Origin of the sequence: Prevotella sp. tc2-28 (assembly GCF_900107705.1) — a bacterium.
Lineage (GTDB): Bacteria > Bacteroidota > Bacteroidia > Bacteroidales > Bacteroidaceae > Prevotella.
The window spans coordinates 21239-37949 of record NZ_FNRE01000002.1; the positions used below are offsets into that span (position 1 = coordinate 21239).

Genomic DNA, 16711 nt, shown 5'->3' on the forward strand with positions numbered 1-16711 from the left:
AAGTTCGTTATAAAATATAAAGGTAACTAAAACCACAATCAATGAAAAGAATATTTATATGTCTGGTAACTCTTGGAATCGTTATGACTGTTCAGGCAAAAAAATGGACTGTCGATGAAGTAAAGAGTGTTATTAAAAAGGTGAATATCTGCTGGCAGACCAACCATCCTGCCGAGGTTCGTGCATTTTGGGATCATGCTGCTTACCATACCGGTAATATCGAAGTCTATAAACTGTTGAAGGACCAGGAAATGCTGGATTACAGCATCCGCTGGGCCGAGTATAACCAGTGGAAAGGAGCAACGGAGTCAGACCCGTCCAAATGGAAATACAAGAAATATGGAGAGGGTCAGGATTATGTGCTCTTCGGCGACTGGCAAATCTGTTTCCAGACTTATATTGACTTATACCAGCTTGCTCCTGACGAGAAAAAGGTGGCACGCGCTAAAGAGGTGATGGGGTATGAGGCAGACTCGAAGGTAAACGACTATTGGTGGTGGGCTGATGCTTTGTATATGGTGATGCCTGTTATGACAAAGATGTACAAACTAACCGGTGACACCAAATATCTGCGTAAACTATACGAAAATATCCTATATAGTGATTCTATTATGCTTGACCAACAGACAGGCTTGTATTTCCGTGATGGGAAATATGTTTATCCTAAACACCAAACAGCCAGTGGCAAGAAGGATTTCTGGGCTCGTGGCGACGGATGGGTGCTGGCAGGCTTGGCCAAGGTGTTGCAGGATATGCCTGAGCGTTATCCGCGTCAGCCGTTTTTTGTAGAGAAGTATGTTAATTTGGCTCGTGGGGTGAAGCGACTGCAGCAACTAGAAGGTTATTGGACACGTTCGATGATGGATGCGGAGCAGGCTCCCGGTTATGAGACCAGCGGCACAGCATTCTTTTGCTACGGACTGCTTTGGGGGGTAAACAATGGCTACCTTTCAAAGGAAGAATTTGGTCCTACGATTGAGAAGGCATGGAACTACCTTGCCACGATAGCCCTTCAGGAAGACGGCATAGTGGGCTATGTTCAACCCATTGGTGAACGCGCTATACCAGGACAGACCGTTAATGCCAATTCACAGGCAAATTTCGGTGTGGGTGCATTTCTTTTGGCAGCATGTGAATATGTAAGATATATCAGTCGATGAACACAGATAAAATACATCATACAATGAAAAAAACAATCATCATTTTGGCAGTTATTTCGCTGTTATTACCTGCACAGGCTGCAAGAAAAGTCAAGCAGTCACAGCAGACAGATCGCGATTATTGGTGTTCGCTGGCCTACAAGATGGCACAGCCGGTACTCGAGAACATGGCTCGCGGTGAGTTGCAGAAGAATATGAAAACGGAGTTCTCTCCATCGTTCGACAATCGTGATCGCTCTGTAGTCTATATGGAGACCTTTGGCCGTCTGATGGCTGGCATCGCTCCGTGGCTTACCCTGCCTGACGATGACACGCCAGAGGGACTGCAGCGCCGCCAGCTTCGCCAATGGGCACTGACTGCCTACAAAAACTCTGTAGACCCCAATTCGCCAGATTATCTCTGTTGGGGTAGAGCAGGGCAGAATTTGGTGGATGCTGCCTATATTGCCGAATCGTTCCTTCGTGCCTGGGACACGCTGTGGGTTCCGCTCGATGATGTTACCAAACAGCGTTATATCAAGGAGTTCCAAGGTATGCGTAAGATAGATCCACCTTACACCAACTGGTTCCTTTTCTCGTCTACTATCGAGAGTCTGCTGGCTAAGGCAGGTGCTCAGTATGATCAGTTCCGTGTCAACACCGCCTGTCGCAAAGTAGAGGAGTGGTATGTAGGCGATGGTTGGTATGCCGATGGTCCTGTGTTCGCATTCGACTATTATTCAAGCTATGTGTTTCATGCCATGTATCTGGAGACCCTTCAGGCGATGGTTGATGCCAAGGCCAACACCCGTATAGATTATAAGAAGTATTACGATCGTGCTTTGAAGCGTGCCCAGAAGTTTGCCATTATCCTTGAACGTTTCATATCACCTGAGGGTACATTTCCAGTCATTGGTCGTTCAACACCTTACCGTATGGCTGCTATGCAACCTCTGGCTTTGATGGCATGGTATCAGAAGTTGCCGTCAGATCTCAGCAACGGACAGGTGCGCGCAGCCTTGACTAAGGTACTGCATCGCATGTTCGACACTCAGGAGAATTTCAACGCCGGTGGTTATCTGACAATCGGTTTCTGCGGTCGTCAGCCTGAGACCGCCGATTGGTATACCAACAATGGTTCACTCTATATGACTTCACTGGCTTTCATGCCCCTCGGACTGCCCGCAAGTCATCCCTTCTGGACTGATGAAGCGCAGCCTTGGACGCAGGTGAAAGCCTGGGGAGGACAGCCATTCCCGAAAGATCACCGTTGGGAGGATACAATTCATACAAAAGACAAATGGTAAGTTTACGTCACATCATCTGGATAGCAATAGCTGTCTCCTTAAAGTTGAATGCCCAGACTTTATCGCTCACCATTACTAATCCGAGTGATATTCAACGGCAAGAGGTTGTTGAGGCCGATTTAGACACGATTTGCCAGAAGCTTGGCATCGGCCACAATGATTCGTTGGTGGTCAGAAATGCCTTAGGTCAAGAGATGACCTATCAGAAGAGTTACGATGGTAAACTCCTGCTAATGGTGTCTATGCAACCTCAAGGGAAGGTGGTATATACTATCTCAAAGGGCAAACCGTCCATCTTTAAATCGTATGTCCACGGCAGGATATATCCAGAACGACTCGATGATCTTACTTGGGAGAACGATCGTGGAATCTATCGCTTTTACGGTCCGGCACTCCAGCGCAGCGGTGAGAAGTCATACGGTACGGACGTCTGGGTGAAGAATACCCCCGAGTTGGTGGTCGAAGAGCGTTACCGTCTTCACAACTGGGGCTGGCATCAGGCAGACTCTTTAAAGAAAGCAGGCAAGCCGAAAGAGGGGAGTGATTTTTTCATGAACCACTCCTTCCATTTGGATCATGGCTACGGGATGGATGTCTATGCCGTAGGAGCCAGCTTAGGCTGTGGCGCACCGGCTCTGATGAAAGACGGACACCTGATATTCCCTTATTGTTTTAAAGCGTGTAAGATTGTCGACAACGGTCCTCTCCGCTTTACTGCTGAATTGGTATATGGTAAAACAGCCGACGGCATCACAGAACATCGGTTGGTCACTTTGGATAAAGGCTCGCATTTCAATAAACTGACGGTATGGTACGATGGCATTAAAACACCGATGTCACTGGCCACTGGTATCGTGCTTCATGGAGAGGAAAACCTGATATTAGACAGCGACTATGTATTATATGCCGATCCGACTGATAATCCGAAAGTACACCAATCGCAGATTTATGTGGGGACACTCTTCCCTAATGGGATTAATGAGCATACGATTCTAAAAGGTTCGAAAAATCACGCAATAGGTATGGTCCACCCATACAAAGGAACCCCCTATACCTATTATTTCGGTTCGGCATGGAGTCTCTATGATGTCTCAACTTTTGCCCATTGGAAATTATTGGCCGATGAATACCTGATACGAATAAAGCATCCGCTACAGATACGCTATGCATCATGATATGGGTTCTCGTCAGTTTCGGCAACTAACACCTTGCTTGCAAGTGGCAAAGCCGAGTGAATGGCTGCATCATAGCCGGTCAGTGCGGCAAAGGGTGCAAACTGGGCTGCACGGCTCCACATCGACATCCTCGGGTGATGCTTTGGCTCGTAATGTGGCAGATTGATGATATCGTCGTAATCGTTGGTCATGCCTTGTGTCCTCCTATCTGTTCGTTACGTTCCTTGGCTGTTGCTCCCTCCTCGAAGTTCAGACCTCTAAGGATGGCATTCTTGCCGAAACGCTGTTTGATTTTCAACTGTGCTTCCTGCATACGGCGCTCCTTGTCAAGTTTGGCTTGCTCTTCCTTCCGTTGCTTTTCTAATGCCTCGTAGTCCGTGAAGAGGTCAAGCTGCTGGGGAGCATTGTCCTGTGCTGCCACAGATGCCTCCGATATCACATGGTTCGTTGTCAGGTTCAACCTGCGAATCAGTAAATCCGGATTCACATGGCTGTCAAACAATTCTGTTGCCCCATCCATGATAAGGCGCGAGGATGATGTGGGTTTCTCGAAGTTGAATGTGCCGTGAGCATGTTTCGGCACCTGTTTACCGTAGTAGTTGGCGGTTATCTCTCCATGATACTTCTCACGGATTTCAGGACGAGTCAGGTTCTCTGCATCATAACCGACAGTCAGCACCAATTGGTCTGTCACCAATCGCTTCGATACCAAGTCGAGTGCCATTCCTTCAGCCATTTCCTGTATCACCACACGGGCTTTCTTGAAAGTATAAGGCTCCTGTAGAACTTGTCCGCTACTGAACGAGTTGGTCTCAGGCCGATATGCCTTCACCGCCTCCATCGTACACGGTTCCCAACCCCATGCATGGTCTATCAGCAGTTCTGCATTCACGCCAAAGAGCCGGTAAAGCATTCCTTCATTCTGTACTGACATCCGGGCTATCTTTCCCATCGTGTCAATACCATAGACAGCCAGCTTCTCGGCAATTCCACGTCCTACACGCCAGAACTTGGTCAGCGGCTGGTAATCCCAAAGTTCACGTCGATACGACATTTCATCCAATTCGGCAATACGTACACCGTCTTTGTCGGCAGGGGCTTTCTTGGCCACAATATCCATCGCCACCTTTGCCAGATACATGTTGGTGCCGATGCCTGCCGTTGCCGTGATGCCAGTAGTGGCAAGTACGTCACGGATCATCTTTATCGCCAACTCATGGGCTGTCATCTTATAGGTGCCAAGGTAAGCCGTCACATCCATGAACACCTCGTCGATGCTATAGACATGTATGTCCTCTGGAGCAATATATTTCAGGTAAATCTGATAGACTTTGGTGCTTACCTCAATATAGTGAGCCATACGCGGTGGTGCTGCAATATAGTCGAGTTCGAGACTTGGATTGGCTTTCAGTTCTGGGTCATTATATGATTTGCCTGCCATCTTCCAGCCAGCAGCTTTTTTGCGCTCATAGTTGACCTCGCGTACTCTCTGAACCACCTCGAACAGTCGTGCACGTCCGCCAATGCCATAAGCTTTGAGCGAAGGAGAAACAGCCAGGCAGATGGTTTTCTCTGTCCTCGACACATCTGCCACTACGAGATTGGTGGTCAGCGGGTCAAGCCCTCTGTCCACACATTCCACAGAAGCATAGAACGACTTCAAGTCGATGGCAATATATGTGCGCTGCTGCTCTTGCATTTTATCTAAAAACGGAAACCGATAGATGTGTTGATGAACCAGTCGTTCAGGTATCCGTGGCTGGAGCTGTGATGGTAGCGGATGTTGTTGAATTGCCCGTAGGCACAGAAGTAAATGCGCTCGAAGTTGTAGGTCAGTGACGTGCGGGCATCGAAACCGATACTCAGTCCGCTGTTGTAGGTCTCTTCACCTTCAGGAGCTATCCGTATATGCTCGTAGTACCACTTATCCCACTCGTCGTTGGAAACCGTGGGGTCGTGGGTGATGGGGTCGTTATACAGTTCCAGCATATTCGTTGAATAGTTGTAAGCCCTGAGCTTGTTGACAAAGGTAAGCATGGGCATCGCCATGATGTTGACGAGCAAGCCGCGCACGGGTACCCAGTTGTAGGCATAGCCGACACCTAAGCTGCCCTGCCACATCTTGACCTTGCCCAGATTGCCCATCAGGAAGATGAGGTCGCCATTAGACTGCGAGGCATAGTCGATGCGGGTGTAGTTGTACATAAATCCCGCCATCAGCGAACCTGCCGAGCGCTTCTGGATGGCCGACTGGTCGTAGGCTGCCGAGTAGGAGAACCGTTTGCCGTTGAAGAGATAGTAGCCGTCGGCCATGAAGGTCTTTACGCTGATGGGGTCTGTGAGCGTGATGTTGTTCCAGGAGTCCATCTCCGCCTCGGTGAGCAACTGACTGTTGATGTTGAAATCCGGGTTGCTGTTCTCGAAAGAGTGGATGCGCACGTTGATGCCGTAAGAGCCTCCCGTGGCACCGAAAGTCAGATTGCTACCTTTGTCGCCGGCAACGTTCACCGTATAGCCCAGACCGTAGCCCCGATAGCCTACCCACACACCAAGATACTGCGAGGGTGTCGTCTTCAGGTAGGGCTTGGCGCTATACATCTGACCTTCCAGGTAACCCTCTGAATGCATACTCACGATGGTTTGGTTGATGTTGCCTCTCAAGATGATTTGCCACGGCCTCGTCGGTGCATCAATATAGCGTCTGTCAACACCCTTGACTGCCATCGAGTCCAGTTTAGTTCCCAATTTCTTGACGAAACCCTTCAGTCCTCCTTGCGCCATCACAGGCATGCTGATACAGGTACCAATGACAAGTGTAATGAGGGCTAGCGTTCGTTTGATAAACTTTGTTTTCTTCATTTTAAGTGGGGTGTGTACCGCCTTTTTGCCTGCAAAGATAGTAATTTTTTTAAATAATAGCATATCTATGATTCAAAAAAAAACTTTTGTTAAAAATAGGCACGTTGATAATGAATTTAACATGTTATTTGCTAAATTTGCAACAAAATCTGTCAAACTACACAAATACACATTATGAGAGTATTATTATTAAACGGCAGTGCCAACAAGAATGGCAACACGTTCGCGGCACTATCGGAGATAGCCCGTCAATTGGAGAAGAGTGGCAGGGCATGAACTTTATCAGATGAATCAGAGACTGTATGAAAAAGGTAATTGTTATTTCTACGAGCCTTAGACGGGGCTCAAACAGCGACATGCTCGCCGACCAGTTTGTGGAAGGTGCCAAAGCAGCAGGAAACGAAGTGGAGAAGATTTCTCTCGATGGCAAGAACATTCAGTTCTGCAAGGGTTGTCTGGGTTGCCAGAAACTTGGGCACTGTGTCATTAATGACGATGTTAACGACATCATGGTCAAGGTGTTGAAGGCTGATGTTATCTGCTGGGCAACACCTATCTATTACTATGAGATGAGCGGGCAGATGAAAACCCTCATAGACCGCATGAATGCGATGTACGAGCAGGATTATGCGTTTCGTGACGTCTATCTGCTGACGACGGCTGCAGAGGATGAAGCTGAGACCCCCAAACGTGCAGAGACAGGACTGACTGGCTGGATAGACTGTTATCCAAAGAGTCGTCTGGCCGGTACGCTCTTCTGCGGCGGCGTGAACGAAGCCCGTGAGATTGAAGGCAATCCCAAATTGCAAGAGGCTTACGAACTTGGCAAGCGTGTGTGAGGAGGATATGGAATATAAGACGTTAAATAACGGCCTGAAGATGCCGATGGTCGGGCTTGGGGTCTATAATATCTCCGATGGGGAAACCCAGCGAGTAGTGGAAAATGCCGTGTCGGTAGGCTATAGGAGTATCGACACTGCTGCTATGTACTACAACGAGAAAGGCGTTGGTGATGCAGTTCGGGCATGTGGAGTTCCCCGTGAAGAACTGTTCATCACTACCAAGATATGCGATTCCTGCTATACGAAGGAGGAAACCTTGCGTACAGTTGACCATTCCATGAAACGCCTGGGGCTTGACTATGTGGATTTGATGCTGATTCATTGGCCCGTAGGCAATCCTACCGTCATGTGGCATACGCTCGAAGAACTCTATGAGCAAGGCGTGTTCAAAGCCATTGGTGTGTCAAACTTCTATCCCAATACGTTCCCCAAGATTGTAAATGATGCAAAGGTGAAGCCTGTTGTGAACCAATGCGAGACCCATGTGCTCTATCAGCAAAGGAAGATGCTGGAATACCTGAAGCCGTACAACACGGCATTGGAAGCATGGAGTCCGCTGGCAGAGGGGAAGCACGGCATCTTCAGGAACAAGACGCTGACGAATATCGGCGAGAAATACGGCAAGACATCTGCACAGGTGGCCTTGAAGTTCCTGATTCAGAACGGCATTGTCATTATCCCAAAGACAACCCACAAGGAAAGGATGATTGAGAAAGTCCAATCGTGAGCACGAATTGGAGTATGTGACAATCTCTTTGACTTCAACCTGACAGATGATGACCTCCAAGAGATCCGTTTGCTTGACACTGGCAGGAATGTCACGGGATGGCCGTCGGATGCGCTGAAGTATGAAGTTCAGAATGCGAATGAAATATAAACAGATAAATCGGAATTTAAAAAGGAACGTAATGAATCATTTGTTATCATTATTTTTAATAGTAGTTATTTCATGTTTTCTTAAAGTTTCACCCATTCAAGGGAAAAATGTGCTATCATATGATGTCGATACCGATACAATTTTGACAAAACAAGATAGTCTTGCTTTAATTGTACTGGAGATTGTATCTTTAGACCAAGGAATACGTGACCCTTTTCTTCAAGAAGAAAAAAAAGAAAGAATGCCATCAAATGTTGAGCATGCAATAGATACACTTTGTTTTAATAAGGCTGTTGATTTCATTCGAAAGTACGGATGGCCGACAAAAGAATTATTAGGAAGATTCTGGAATTATAAATATATTGGATGCAGTTTTACACCTATTATGCTACATGCTTGTCATAGGATGAAAGAGAAAGACGTACACGACCTTCTAGTAAATGAGGTGAAGAAAGGGAGATTATCTGCCGTGGCTTGCGCCTATTTCTTCGATAAATATTGGGTTATATATCAGAAAAAATCAATGTATAACAGCCCATTCAAACAATGGCTTCCTCAAAAAGGGGTATTAAAAGAAGATAAAACAGAGTCAGATATCCTGATGAAAGAAATTGGATTGTCCCCTGTTCCAGATATAGAACTTATCGAAAATCCATCCATTATAGGTCACTAAATTCCAATTTATCAAATCACATGAACATAGAAGACTATCGTGAGTATTGCCTGTCATTAAGCACAGATATTGAAGAGAAACTACCGTTCCAAAAGTTTAAGAGTGGCGAAGGAGTGTTGGTGTTCTACGTCATGGGCCACATGTTCTCTTTTTTCGATTGCAATGATTTCTCCGTTATCTCGCTGAAATGCCAGCCAGAACGCATTGAAGATCTTAAGGCACAGTATGAGTGTATCGGGAACCCGTACAACGAATCACCCAAACACTGGATAGGCATTAATCCAACGACAGCCCCTGATGATCTGCTGAAGGAACTGACTCGAAACTCATACAAGGTAGTCAAGGCGAAATATACGAAAAAAAAGATATGAAACTGTTATTCTCCTTTTTATTGACTGTGGCCAGTCTTTCAGCTTTTGCACAGCAAACAATTAAAATTTCAGGCAGAGTCACCGATTTCAATGACAAGCCTATCAGTAATTGTACTGTCATGCTCATGGATGGGCGCTTTAATGCAATTGACAGTGTAGTAACCGACAGCGTTGGATTCTATCTGATGAACGGAATTAAGCCAGGAAAATACATGGCTCTTACTGCTATCAAATGGGATGAGTATGTAAGATTCAGTAAACTTCCTGAACAAGATCGACGACTGGAATTCTGGGCTTGGAATATCATTGCCGACAAGGACTTGATTATCAATCCTCGCTACCATAGGCTTGAACTGTATGGCACGACAGTTTTCTGCCCTACAGGAACTAATGCTCTGATGGTTTATACCCGCCCGATGAGTGCTACAGAGGCTATGAAATACGATGAGAAACTCTACCGAGATAATAACAATGGAGTAATAGACTATTCTGTGAAACTCGAAGATTTTCAGGTTCAAGCATTCATCGATGACAGAGAGGTTAAGATTCGCCATATCGCAAATACGACAGAACAATATGGCAATCAGAAAATGGGTGCATTCATTTTGATGCTGGACTATAATGTTCGTCACGATGACAGAACCGTTCACAAAATCCGCATAACTGCAGAAAATGTTAAATACCACGAGAAGGGCGAGAATATCTGCTTCTTTCAAAATTCTGATTGCCGATAGCTGACAGGGCCTCTGACTCAAAAACTCGTAGCATGAAACTGAAGAAGTGTAAAATTAAATATTATTGCAACTTTTCATGCCGTTATTACGTCTAACAGATAGAAACTTTTAAAAGGAAGTAATATCAATGAAGACGTTAGGAAACATCATCTGGATCGTATTCGGAGGGTTGCATATTGCCTTGGAGTACTTCATCGCCGGACTGATACTGATGATCACCATCATCGGCATCCCCTTCGGCTTGCAGAGTCTGAAACTGGGTATGCTGGCCATCTGGCCATTCGGTACGAAAGTGAAATGGCGGGAGTCGCAACCTGGCTGTCTGAGCATCTTCATGAATGTGCTGTGGTTCTTCGTTGGCGGCATCTGGATATGGCTTACCCACATCTTCTACGGTCTCATATTCTGTATTACCATCATCGGCATCCCATTCGGAAAGATGCACTTCAGACTTGCAAAGCTGGCTCTTTCACCTTTTGGGAAAGAGGTTGTATAGCCCGTGAACAAGGACGAGAAACGTGAACTGCAGCGTAAACGTCTGATGGACAACAAAGCCTATCAGACGATGAGTGGTCTGACGCGCTACATGGATCGCTACTATCTGGATGCACTCATTGGCATCATCCCTGGCTGGGGCGATGCCATTACGTTACTCTGTGTCGTGCCGTTCGTGTATTTCTCGTCGAGAGTCATCAAGAGCATACCTTTGACGCTGGCCGTCCTCAATAATGCCCTGCGTGATGTGCTCTTGGGCATGATTCCCTTCTTCGTCGGTGACGTTATCGACATCTTCCATCGTGCCAATACAAAGAATATGGCAATGATTCAGGGCTTTGTTGACGGTGATGAAACCGTCATCAAGCAAGTGAACCAACGAGCCTGGCAGTCAGCCATCGTCCTCATTGTCCTACTATTGCTCATAGCCTTGATGATATGGGCACTCATCAGCTTTGGCAGCTACCTGTATTCATTGGTAGCATCCATCTTCTGAACTGTCAATGTTTAACCAAGTATAATAAATTGTCAGTATAGTTTAAGCAAGTTTAAATTCCGTGCCATCCTGACTTATTCCGAGTGCCATATTGACAATCGGCACGAAAGTTGTACTATGTTTGGTGAAAGCCGAAGCAAACAAGCCGAGGTGATCAAGGCTGCGAAAGCAGACTCGACCGAAAGGTCAAAAACAAATAAGTTAAACTAAAAGTATAATTAGGAGGTATTGATTATGTTGAACGGATTAATGAAAAGCAACAGTTGGTTCCCAACAATGTTTGATGATTTCTTTAACACTGATTTCATGCCTCGTGCCAACAGTACAGCACCCGCAGTCAATGTCAAGGAGAGTGAGAAGGCCTACACGATGGAACTTGCAGCTCCAGGCATCAAGAAAGAATATTGCCGTGTAAGCATCAACGACGAGGGCAACCTCACCATCGCCATTGAGAACAAACAGGAACACAAGCATGAGGACAAGCACCATCACTATCTGCGCCGTGAGTTCAGCTACTCTAACTACGAGCAGAACTACGTGCTGCCAGACGATGTGGTGAAAGACAAGATTTCTGCCAAGGTTGAGGACGGCATCCTGACCATCACCATGCCGAAGACCGAACCGAAGGAGAAAGTCACCAAGGCCATCGAGGTCTCGTAAGGATTACAATTTCTGATTAGTCATATAGAGGGAGCAGCATCCGAGGGAAGGTGCTGCTCCTTTTAGGTAGATCAGGGGATTCCCTGATCCATGAAATCAACAAAAATCACGGCTCAGGGCATGGGTCGTGATTCTTTTTTTTGAAGAAAATGCTGACTTTTTGGAAAAAGTGTGTATCTTTGCACCAACAAGTAGAAATCACAAACTAAAATAATGTATTAACCCAATATTATTTCAATTTATGAAACAAAAACTATTTGCATTCTTTGCAATCGCGGCTCTCCTGCTGGGCATGAGCGCCTGCACCAACGACGACAATCCATCATCAGGAGAGGATGGCAAGTCCGTAATCCCCGCCCAGCTGAAGCAGGGCATCTGGACGGAGTACGACGAAGCGCTTTTAACCTCAGGCAAGTACACCGAAGAAGAGCTGGCCGAGATGCCAGCTGTCGGCATGCAGATTGACGGCGACAAGGCTTACTTCTTCACCTATACAGCTGATGACGCCAGCGAACCCGTCGAAGGAAAGATCAGCTACAATAAGAGCACGGGCGAAGGCACCATCACCTTCCCCACCATCAAGGACAATCCGCTCTCAGGCCAGAAGGTCAACTTCACCGCAACCTCCGAGGATATCATGCAGTTCGAGCTGACCTACGAAGGCCAGAAGACGACCGCCACCTTCGCATGGCTCTGCGAAAACCTCGACAACTGGAGCTCGGATATCACAGATGCCGACTGGAAGGAGCTGATGGCCTACTATGAGCTCATAGCAGAAGATGCAGGCCCCGACGCAAGCATCGACTGGAGCAAATCGGTAGAAATAGAAGTGACAGATGATGAGGGTAATCCGGTTAAAGTCAAGGTGGATGACCTGGACAAGCCATTGGTGTGGGAAGAAGACGCTGTGGAACCGGCCAAGACCAGGGCTATCGGCGTAGGCACAGTTATCAGCGTAGGCTTTAAACTTCTGGGCGCCCTCTTTAAGGATGACAGTTCAGAGAAGAAACTTGATGCCATCACTGGGAAAGTCGACAAGGTATTACAGGGGCAGCAGGAGATGTTGAATAAGCTCAACCAGGTGAACAATCGCCTCACCGCCATCGCTAAACAGATGCAAAAGCAAGCGACGATTGACATCATTAACGAGCGAAACAAAACATACTATAATCCGCTGAAGGTGCGGAACAGATCCTACTTCGACGATGCCTACGAACTCTATACAACCAAAAAGAACGAACTGAGCCAAGAGGATAAGAAAAATTTAGGTAATTATGCCAGGAAATGGGTGGGTAGCAACAATGAGTATATCAATCTGACTTGGGAGTACATGGAATACCTCACCAGCGTGCAGCATTCCACTTACGGCACGGGCATAGACAAGATCTACGACGGAATAATCTACGACAAGTATCCCTGGGAGCACATGGGTACAGGCGACCGCAAAAGCTATAGAGGTAACGACTTGTTAATGATTACCAAGTGTCTCTTCATGATCTGCCTCTACTCCACCTATTGTGATCTGGATGACATAGATAAGAACGCGCTCTACAAAAACTACAATGAATACAGACCCCAGCTCGAGAAGTTCTGCGAGTTTACGGTCGCTAACCCCGATGAGTTCCGCGTCTGCCAGATTCCAGGTGCCCACTTCGTGATGCACAAGGAGTTGCAGAAGTATAACTATTCTAAAGAGGTTCCTTGGGGGACATTTAGAGGTGGTGATGATCCTTATTACCCGGAGTGGCATGAGGCTGGTAAAATCAAGATAGATAATTACAAACAAGTGAAGGATAAGTTGATTCGCGATACCGAGGCTGAAGCGATCTTCAAGTATTATCAATCTTATTACTATCCTAATGAAAGGAAGGTCTGGTGGATGAAAATGCTGGTAGAAGGTACAAAAGTAAAAGACATAGAGGATAATGACATCGAGATGGCAGGCGGTGCTGTCTATGCCAAGGCACCGGCTGGTGGTTCGGATAATAAGCCAACCCTGCTGTTGTCAACGGTTAATCCTAGTTTCAAATTTGGAACAGATAATGTAATGGGAACTGTCGATTTTACTCCTGTGATGCAGGATTATGGTGGTGCTATGGTAATAAATATGGGAATCATAGGTGGTGGTTACATGGGAGTTGGTTCAACAAGAAACAAGTGGGACCAAAATGGGACTGCCTATAACTCCAATATTGAGTATTACGCAGCTATAGTTGAGAATCGCTACTAAGTCGCTCCCTGCATTCATAACATTCAAAAGAGTCCCCGCTCATCACATTGGGCGGGGGCTCATCAGATCATGGGGTCGGTTCTAGTGATCATTCAAATGAAGTAACAAATCATCAGCACCCTCAGGGTGTGCTCATACCGAATTAATTAATAAAACAAGCAATGAAAAAGAAGTTATTATTGTGGACGATGGCTCTGATGTGGGGGCTGGTCTGTCCGGCAGTGGCTGGTAATGGAGCCAATGGTGAAGAAGATGAGGACCCGATGCAGGTCTTTGTTGGTAAGCAATACACCGATTTGCAGATGAAAGACCTTAATGGTCAGACGCATCGGCTAAGTGAGTATGTGGGTAAAGGAAAGTGGGTGTTGATAGATTTCTGGGCATCCTGGTGCGGCCCCTGTCGTGAAGAACTGCCTGAGTTGGTCAAGGTGTATCAGGCATACCATTCAAATGGCTTCGAGGTCGTAGGTATCTCGCTCGATGATGATGCGCAGGCCTGGCAGAAAGCTGTCAAGAAGATGAAATTGTCCTGGCATCACCTCTCCGATTTGAAAGGCTGGGATTCAAAGGCTGTTGAAACCTATAAGGTGTTCGGCATTCCAACCAATCTGTTGGTGAATCCCAAAGGAAAGATTGTCGCAAGCAATATCGACATTGACAACTTGATAGATAAGCTCAACGAAGTGTTGGGTAATTAAATCGATTAAACAAAATTGACCAAAGAAGAACTCAAAGCCCGACCTGTAATGTGCAAGCCGGGATTTTTTATGCTTGACATTCGACATTGAGACCTCCTTAATGTGGCAAAGTGGACAAATAAATCCGCAACCTCTTGTGTGGAGATTGCGGATGCGGAGAGACTAACAAGTCTGTGTTTAGAATGCTATTGGGCCGTGACCCATGCAACTCGTAGTTCCGAGGGCAGTCAGGGCTGCCGTGAGGATTGACACAATCAGCTGAATGACGGTCTTCCAAGTTTCTCTTTTCATAAATTAAAAATTAAAGATTAAACTTTTTACCCTTCATCTACACCGTCGACTATGCTGCCGCTGTCGCCACCGCTCTGGTTGTCACCGCCAGTGTTATCGTTCCCGTTCCCGTTATCGTTCCCGTTATCACCGGTGTTGTCGCCGCCGTCGTCGTTCCCGTTCCCGTTATCGTTCCCGTTATCCTCCTCCACGTCGCCGCTGTCGTCGGAGGTCACGCGCTTGAGCACGTTGCCGTCCTCGTCCAGACAGGTGATTTGGATGGAGGTGTTCTTCAGCTCGTCCTTCAGGTCCACGTTCGGGGTGAAGATGATGCGGCGCACGCTGATGAGGCTGGTCTTCACGTCCTCGAGGTCGGCAACGGCCTTCGAGCGGACACCGAAGCGCATGGTGCCGAGTCCGGGCAGAGGGATGGAGTGACCTTCGGTCGCCCACGTACGGATTACTTCACCTGCGGCGTCCCAAGCCGCCTTGATCACACCTGCAGAGATTCCCGAGTGGGTAGCAGCCTCCGCGAACACCTTCTTCTCCTGGATGGGGATGTAGAGGTCGGGACGCATCACGAACTTCTTGCCAGGATTCTTACCGAGCTTTACTTCACGTCGCTGTGCAATTACTTTAATAGCCATAATTTTTAATAATAAGTTAGTTAGACATTTGTAAACAATTTTGTTAATACTCTCGTTGTCGTCTTGTTTCGCTTCCAGAAGGTGCTGTTAAGGAAAACAATTGCTACCATTAATGCGCGCAATTTCTAGATTTAAATCTCGCAATTTTTATCCTTAAAGATCGCCCGTCCGCTATTTCAATTTGACACTGCAAAGGTAAGAATCTTTCATTGCGGTTCACGAATATTTCACAAGAAATTCTTCATTTTTCTACGATTTTTCCCGATTCGTCTCAAACGTTGTAGTTGTTGCAGTGTTGCAGTTCTCTCAAGGCTATTCCCATACCCTAAAAATACTTCTATATTTATATATAAATATAGAGTTAATTTTTGACTTTCGTATAACCTATTTTGGAACTGCAACACTGCAACACTGCAACACTGCAACAGCGAGAGCAGATGTACTAGAAAAAGTTCTTCGTAAGCGAAGCGGTAAAGCCGAGCGGAATGGTTTTTACCTTAACCCTGCCATGGGTTGAATGCCTTTTAGGGTACCTCATTCTTAACCCTGGCAGAAGTTGAATGCCTAGCCCATAGGCAATCTGTTTTATTTGTTCGACAATGTTGTTTATATCGTCTTTTTCAATTTTTCTGGATTCATGCGCATATCCCAGAAGGCTGCAATGCGGAGGGTATCGCCCGTAACATAATAGATGACCTTGTAATAGTCGTTGATGATGGAAGTAAACAAGGATGCGTAGCCATTGGCGTTGAGCACGTTTGGATACTTCTAACTGCATTTTCAAACTGCAAAACTATCAATCAATGCCTGGCACTTGGTGTTGAACTCCTCATCCGTCAGCACATCACCACGTTCGAACTCTTTCTCCGACTCGTCAAGATCTGACATAGCCTCCTCCCAGGTTTGTAACACTGGGGGGACATTGGTTTCGGGTTCTATGAGCTTTTCGGCCAACCATTTGCGATTGCTTGCCGTAAGCGAAAGACCTTGGATATAGGTCCAAAGGTTGTTCAATGATACTGCATTCATAGTCATTCATTTTATTATTCTGATTGCAAAGATAGATAATAATTCTGAACTTTCCAAATTTTCGATAAGAAAAGCGTTACGGCGTGACAGGCGTGACAGTAAAAAATAAGTGGTAAGGCTATGAACCCTGTCACACGGTGCCAGGCACGGTGTGATAAAAAAATGGTGATTTAGCTTGCATATCAAAAAAAATGTTGTATATTTGCAAC

Annotated in this window: 21 protein-coding genes; 14 read left to right on the forward strand and 7 right to left on the reverse strand. The window is 46.3% G+C overall.

The window, feature by feature from the left end:
* Positions 1-41: 41 nt before the first annotated feature.
* From BLU47_RS01645 to BLU47_RS01655, 3 genes are read left to right on the forward strand one after another with little or no spacing between them, the layout of a single operon-like run.
* Positions 42-1160 carry a glycoside hydrolase family 88/105 protein gene (locus tag BLU47_RS01645; RefSeq protein ID WP_091957565.1) on the forward strand — a complete coding sequence of 373 codons (1119 nt, stop codon included), beginning with the start codon at positions 42-44 and terminating at the stop codon, positions 1158-1160.
* Between the two features lie 23 nt (positions 1161-1183).
* Positions 1184-2446 carry a DUF2264 domain-containing protein gene (locus tag BLU47_RS01650; protein ID WP_091958304.1) on the forward strand — a complete coding sequence of 421 codons (1263 nt, stop codon included), beginning with the start codon at positions 1184-1186 and terminating at the stop codon, positions 2444-2446.
* The gene (locus BLU47_RS01655) at positions 2440-3621 is read left to right on the forward strand and encodes a DUF4861 family protein (RefSeq protein ID WP_091957568.1); all 1182 of its coding nucleotides are present in this window, start codon (positions 2440-2442) and stop codon (positions 3619-3621) included. Before BLU47_RS01650 ends, BLU47_RS01655 begins: the two co-directional genes overlap by 7 nt.
* On the opposite strand, the gene BLU47_RS01660 is transcribed toward BLU47_RS01655, so the two are convergent.
* Genes BLU47_RS01660 through BLU47_RS01670 form a run of 3 tightly spaced genes read right to left on the reverse strand, consistent with a single transcriptional unit; the run spans position 3609 to position 6480 of the window.
* Positions 3609-3812, reverse strand: a complete 204-nt coding sequence (locus BLU47_RS01660; protein WP_091957570.1) for a hypothetical protein — start codon at positions 3810-3812, stop codon at positions 3609-3611. The two genes, BLU47_RS01655 and BLU47_RS01660, sit on opposite strands and share 13 nt — an antisense overlap.
* Complete coding sequence (locus BLU47_RS01665) at positions 3809-5320, reverse strand: Y-family DNA polymerase (RefSeq protein ID WP_091957573.1); 1512 nt, start codon at positions 5318-5320, stop codon at positions 3809-3811. Before BLU47_RS01665 ends, BLU47_RS01660 begins: the two co-directional genes overlap by 4 nt.
* 5 nt (positions 5321-5325) lie before the next feature.
* Positions 5326-6480, reverse strand: a complete 1155-nt coding sequence (locus tag BLU47_RS01670; RefSeq protein ID WP_176780408.1) for a DUF4421 family protein — start codon at positions 6478-6480, stop codon at positions 5326-5328.
* Positions 6481-6654: 174 nt separating this feature from the next.
* Here BLU47_RS01670 and BLU47_RS14950 point away from each other — a divergent pair, with 174 nt between their 5' ends.
* The 11 genes from BLU47_RS14950 (at position 6655) to BLU47_RS01720 (ending at position 14556) form a co-directional block, all read left to right on the forward strand.
* A complete protein-coding gene (locus BLU47_RS14950; RefSeq protein WP_218131527.1) occupies positions 6655-6756 on the forward strand; it encodes an NAD(P)H-dependent oxidoreductase in 102 nt (33 codons plus the stop codon).
* A 26-nt stretch (positions 6757-6782) separates the two neighbouring features.
* A complete protein-coding gene (locus BLU47_RS01675; protein WP_091957577.1) occupies positions 6783-7319 on the forward strand; it encodes a flavodoxin family protein in 537 nt (178 codons plus the stop codon).
* A 7-nt stretch (positions 7320-7326) separates the two neighbouring features.
* Positions 7327-8049 carry an aldo/keto reductase gene (locus BLU47_RS01680; RefSeq protein ID WP_143025422.1) on the forward strand — a complete coding sequence of 241 codons (723 nt, stop codon included), beginning with the start codon at positions 7327-7329 and terminating at the stop codon, positions 8047-8049.
* Positions 8050-8230: 181 nt separating this feature from the next.
* The gene (locus BLU47_RS01685) at positions 8231-8872 is read left to right on the forward strand and encodes a hypothetical protein (protein ID WP_143025423.1); all 642 of its coding nucleotides are present in this window, start codon (positions 8231-8233) and stop codon (positions 8870-8872) included.
* A 20-nt stretch (positions 8873-8892) separates the two neighbouring features.
* The gene (locus BLU47_RS01690; protein ID WP_091957586.1) at positions 8893-9243 is read left to right on the forward strand and encodes an MmcQ/YjbR family DNA-binding protein; all 351 of its coding nucleotides are present in this window, start codon (positions 8893-8895) and stop codon (positions 9241-9243) included.
* Positions 9240-9977, forward strand: coding sequence for a carboxypeptidase-like regulatory domain-containing protein (locus tag BLU47_RS01695; RefSeq protein WP_091957589.1), 738 nt, complete (start codon positions 9240-9242; stop codon positions 9975-9977). The genes BLU47_RS01690 and BLU47_RS01695 overlap by 4 nt, the downstream gene beginning before the upstream one ends.
* A gap of 127 nt (positions 9978-10104) precedes the next feature.
* Complete coding sequence (locus tag BLU47_RS01700; protein ID WP_091957593.1) at positions 10105-10473, forward strand: YccF domain-containing protein; 369 nt, start codon at positions 10105-10107, stop codon at positions 10471-10473.
* A gap of 3 nt (positions 10474-10476) precedes the next feature.
* Positions 10477-10968 carry a DUF4112 domain-containing protein gene (locus BLU47_RS01705; RefSeq protein ID WP_255402048.1) on the forward strand — a complete coding sequence of 164 codons (492 nt, stop codon included), beginning with the start codon at positions 10477-10479 and terminating at the stop codon, positions 10966-10968.
* Positions 10969-11202: 234 nt separating this feature from the next.
* Positions 11203-11628 carry an Hsp20/alpha crystallin family protein gene (locus BLU47_RS01710; protein ID WP_091957596.1) on the forward strand — a complete coding sequence of 142 codons (426 nt, stop codon included), beginning with the start codon at positions 11203-11205 and terminating at the stop codon, positions 11626-11628.
* Positions 11629-11869: 241 nt separating this feature from the next.
* Positions 11870-13858 carry a hypothetical protein gene (locus tag BLU47_RS01715; protein ID WP_143025424.1) on the forward strand — a complete coding sequence of 663 codons (1989 nt, stop codon included), beginning with the start codon at positions 11870-11872 and terminating at the stop codon, positions 13856-13858.
* Positions 13859-14019: 161 nt separating this feature from the next.
* Positions 14020-14556 (forward strand): TlpA family protein disulfide reductase, encoded by a 537-nt coding sequence (locus BLU47_RS01720; protein WP_091957601.1) that lies wholly within the window; start codon positions 14020-14022, stop codon positions 14554-14556.
* 177 nt (positions 14557-14733) lie between these two features.
* Here the strand turns inward: BLU47_RS01720 and BLU47_RS14610 are convergent, their stop codons facing one another.
* From BLU47_RS14610 to BLU47_RS01730, 4 genes are all read right to left on the reverse strand, one after another.
* Entirely contained in the window at positions 14734-14847 is a 114-nt protein-coding gene (locus BLU47_RS14610; protein WP_176780409.1) for a smalltalk protein, read from the reverse strand.
* Positions 14848-14873: 26 nt separating this feature from the next.
* Positions 14874-15473: an HU family DNA-binding protein gene (locus tag BLU47_RS01725; protein ID WP_091957603.1), complete on the reverse strand. Its 600-nt coding sequence runs from the start codon at positions 15471-15473 to the stop codon at positions 14874-14876.
* 606 nt (positions 15474-16079) lie between these two features.
* Positions 16080-16229, reverse strand: coding sequence for a hypothetical protein (locus tag BLU47_RS14615; protein ID WP_176780410.1), 150 nt, complete (start codon positions 16227-16229; stop codon positions 16080-16082).
* Between the two features lie 24 nt (positions 16230-16253).
* Positions 16254-16502 carry a hypothetical protein gene (locus BLU47_RS01730; RefSeq protein WP_143025425.1) on the reverse strand — a complete coding sequence of 83 codons (249 nt, stop codon included), beginning with the start codon at positions 16500-16502 and terminating at the stop codon, positions 16254-16256.
* Between the last annotated feature and the right edge of the window lie 209 nt (positions 16503-16711).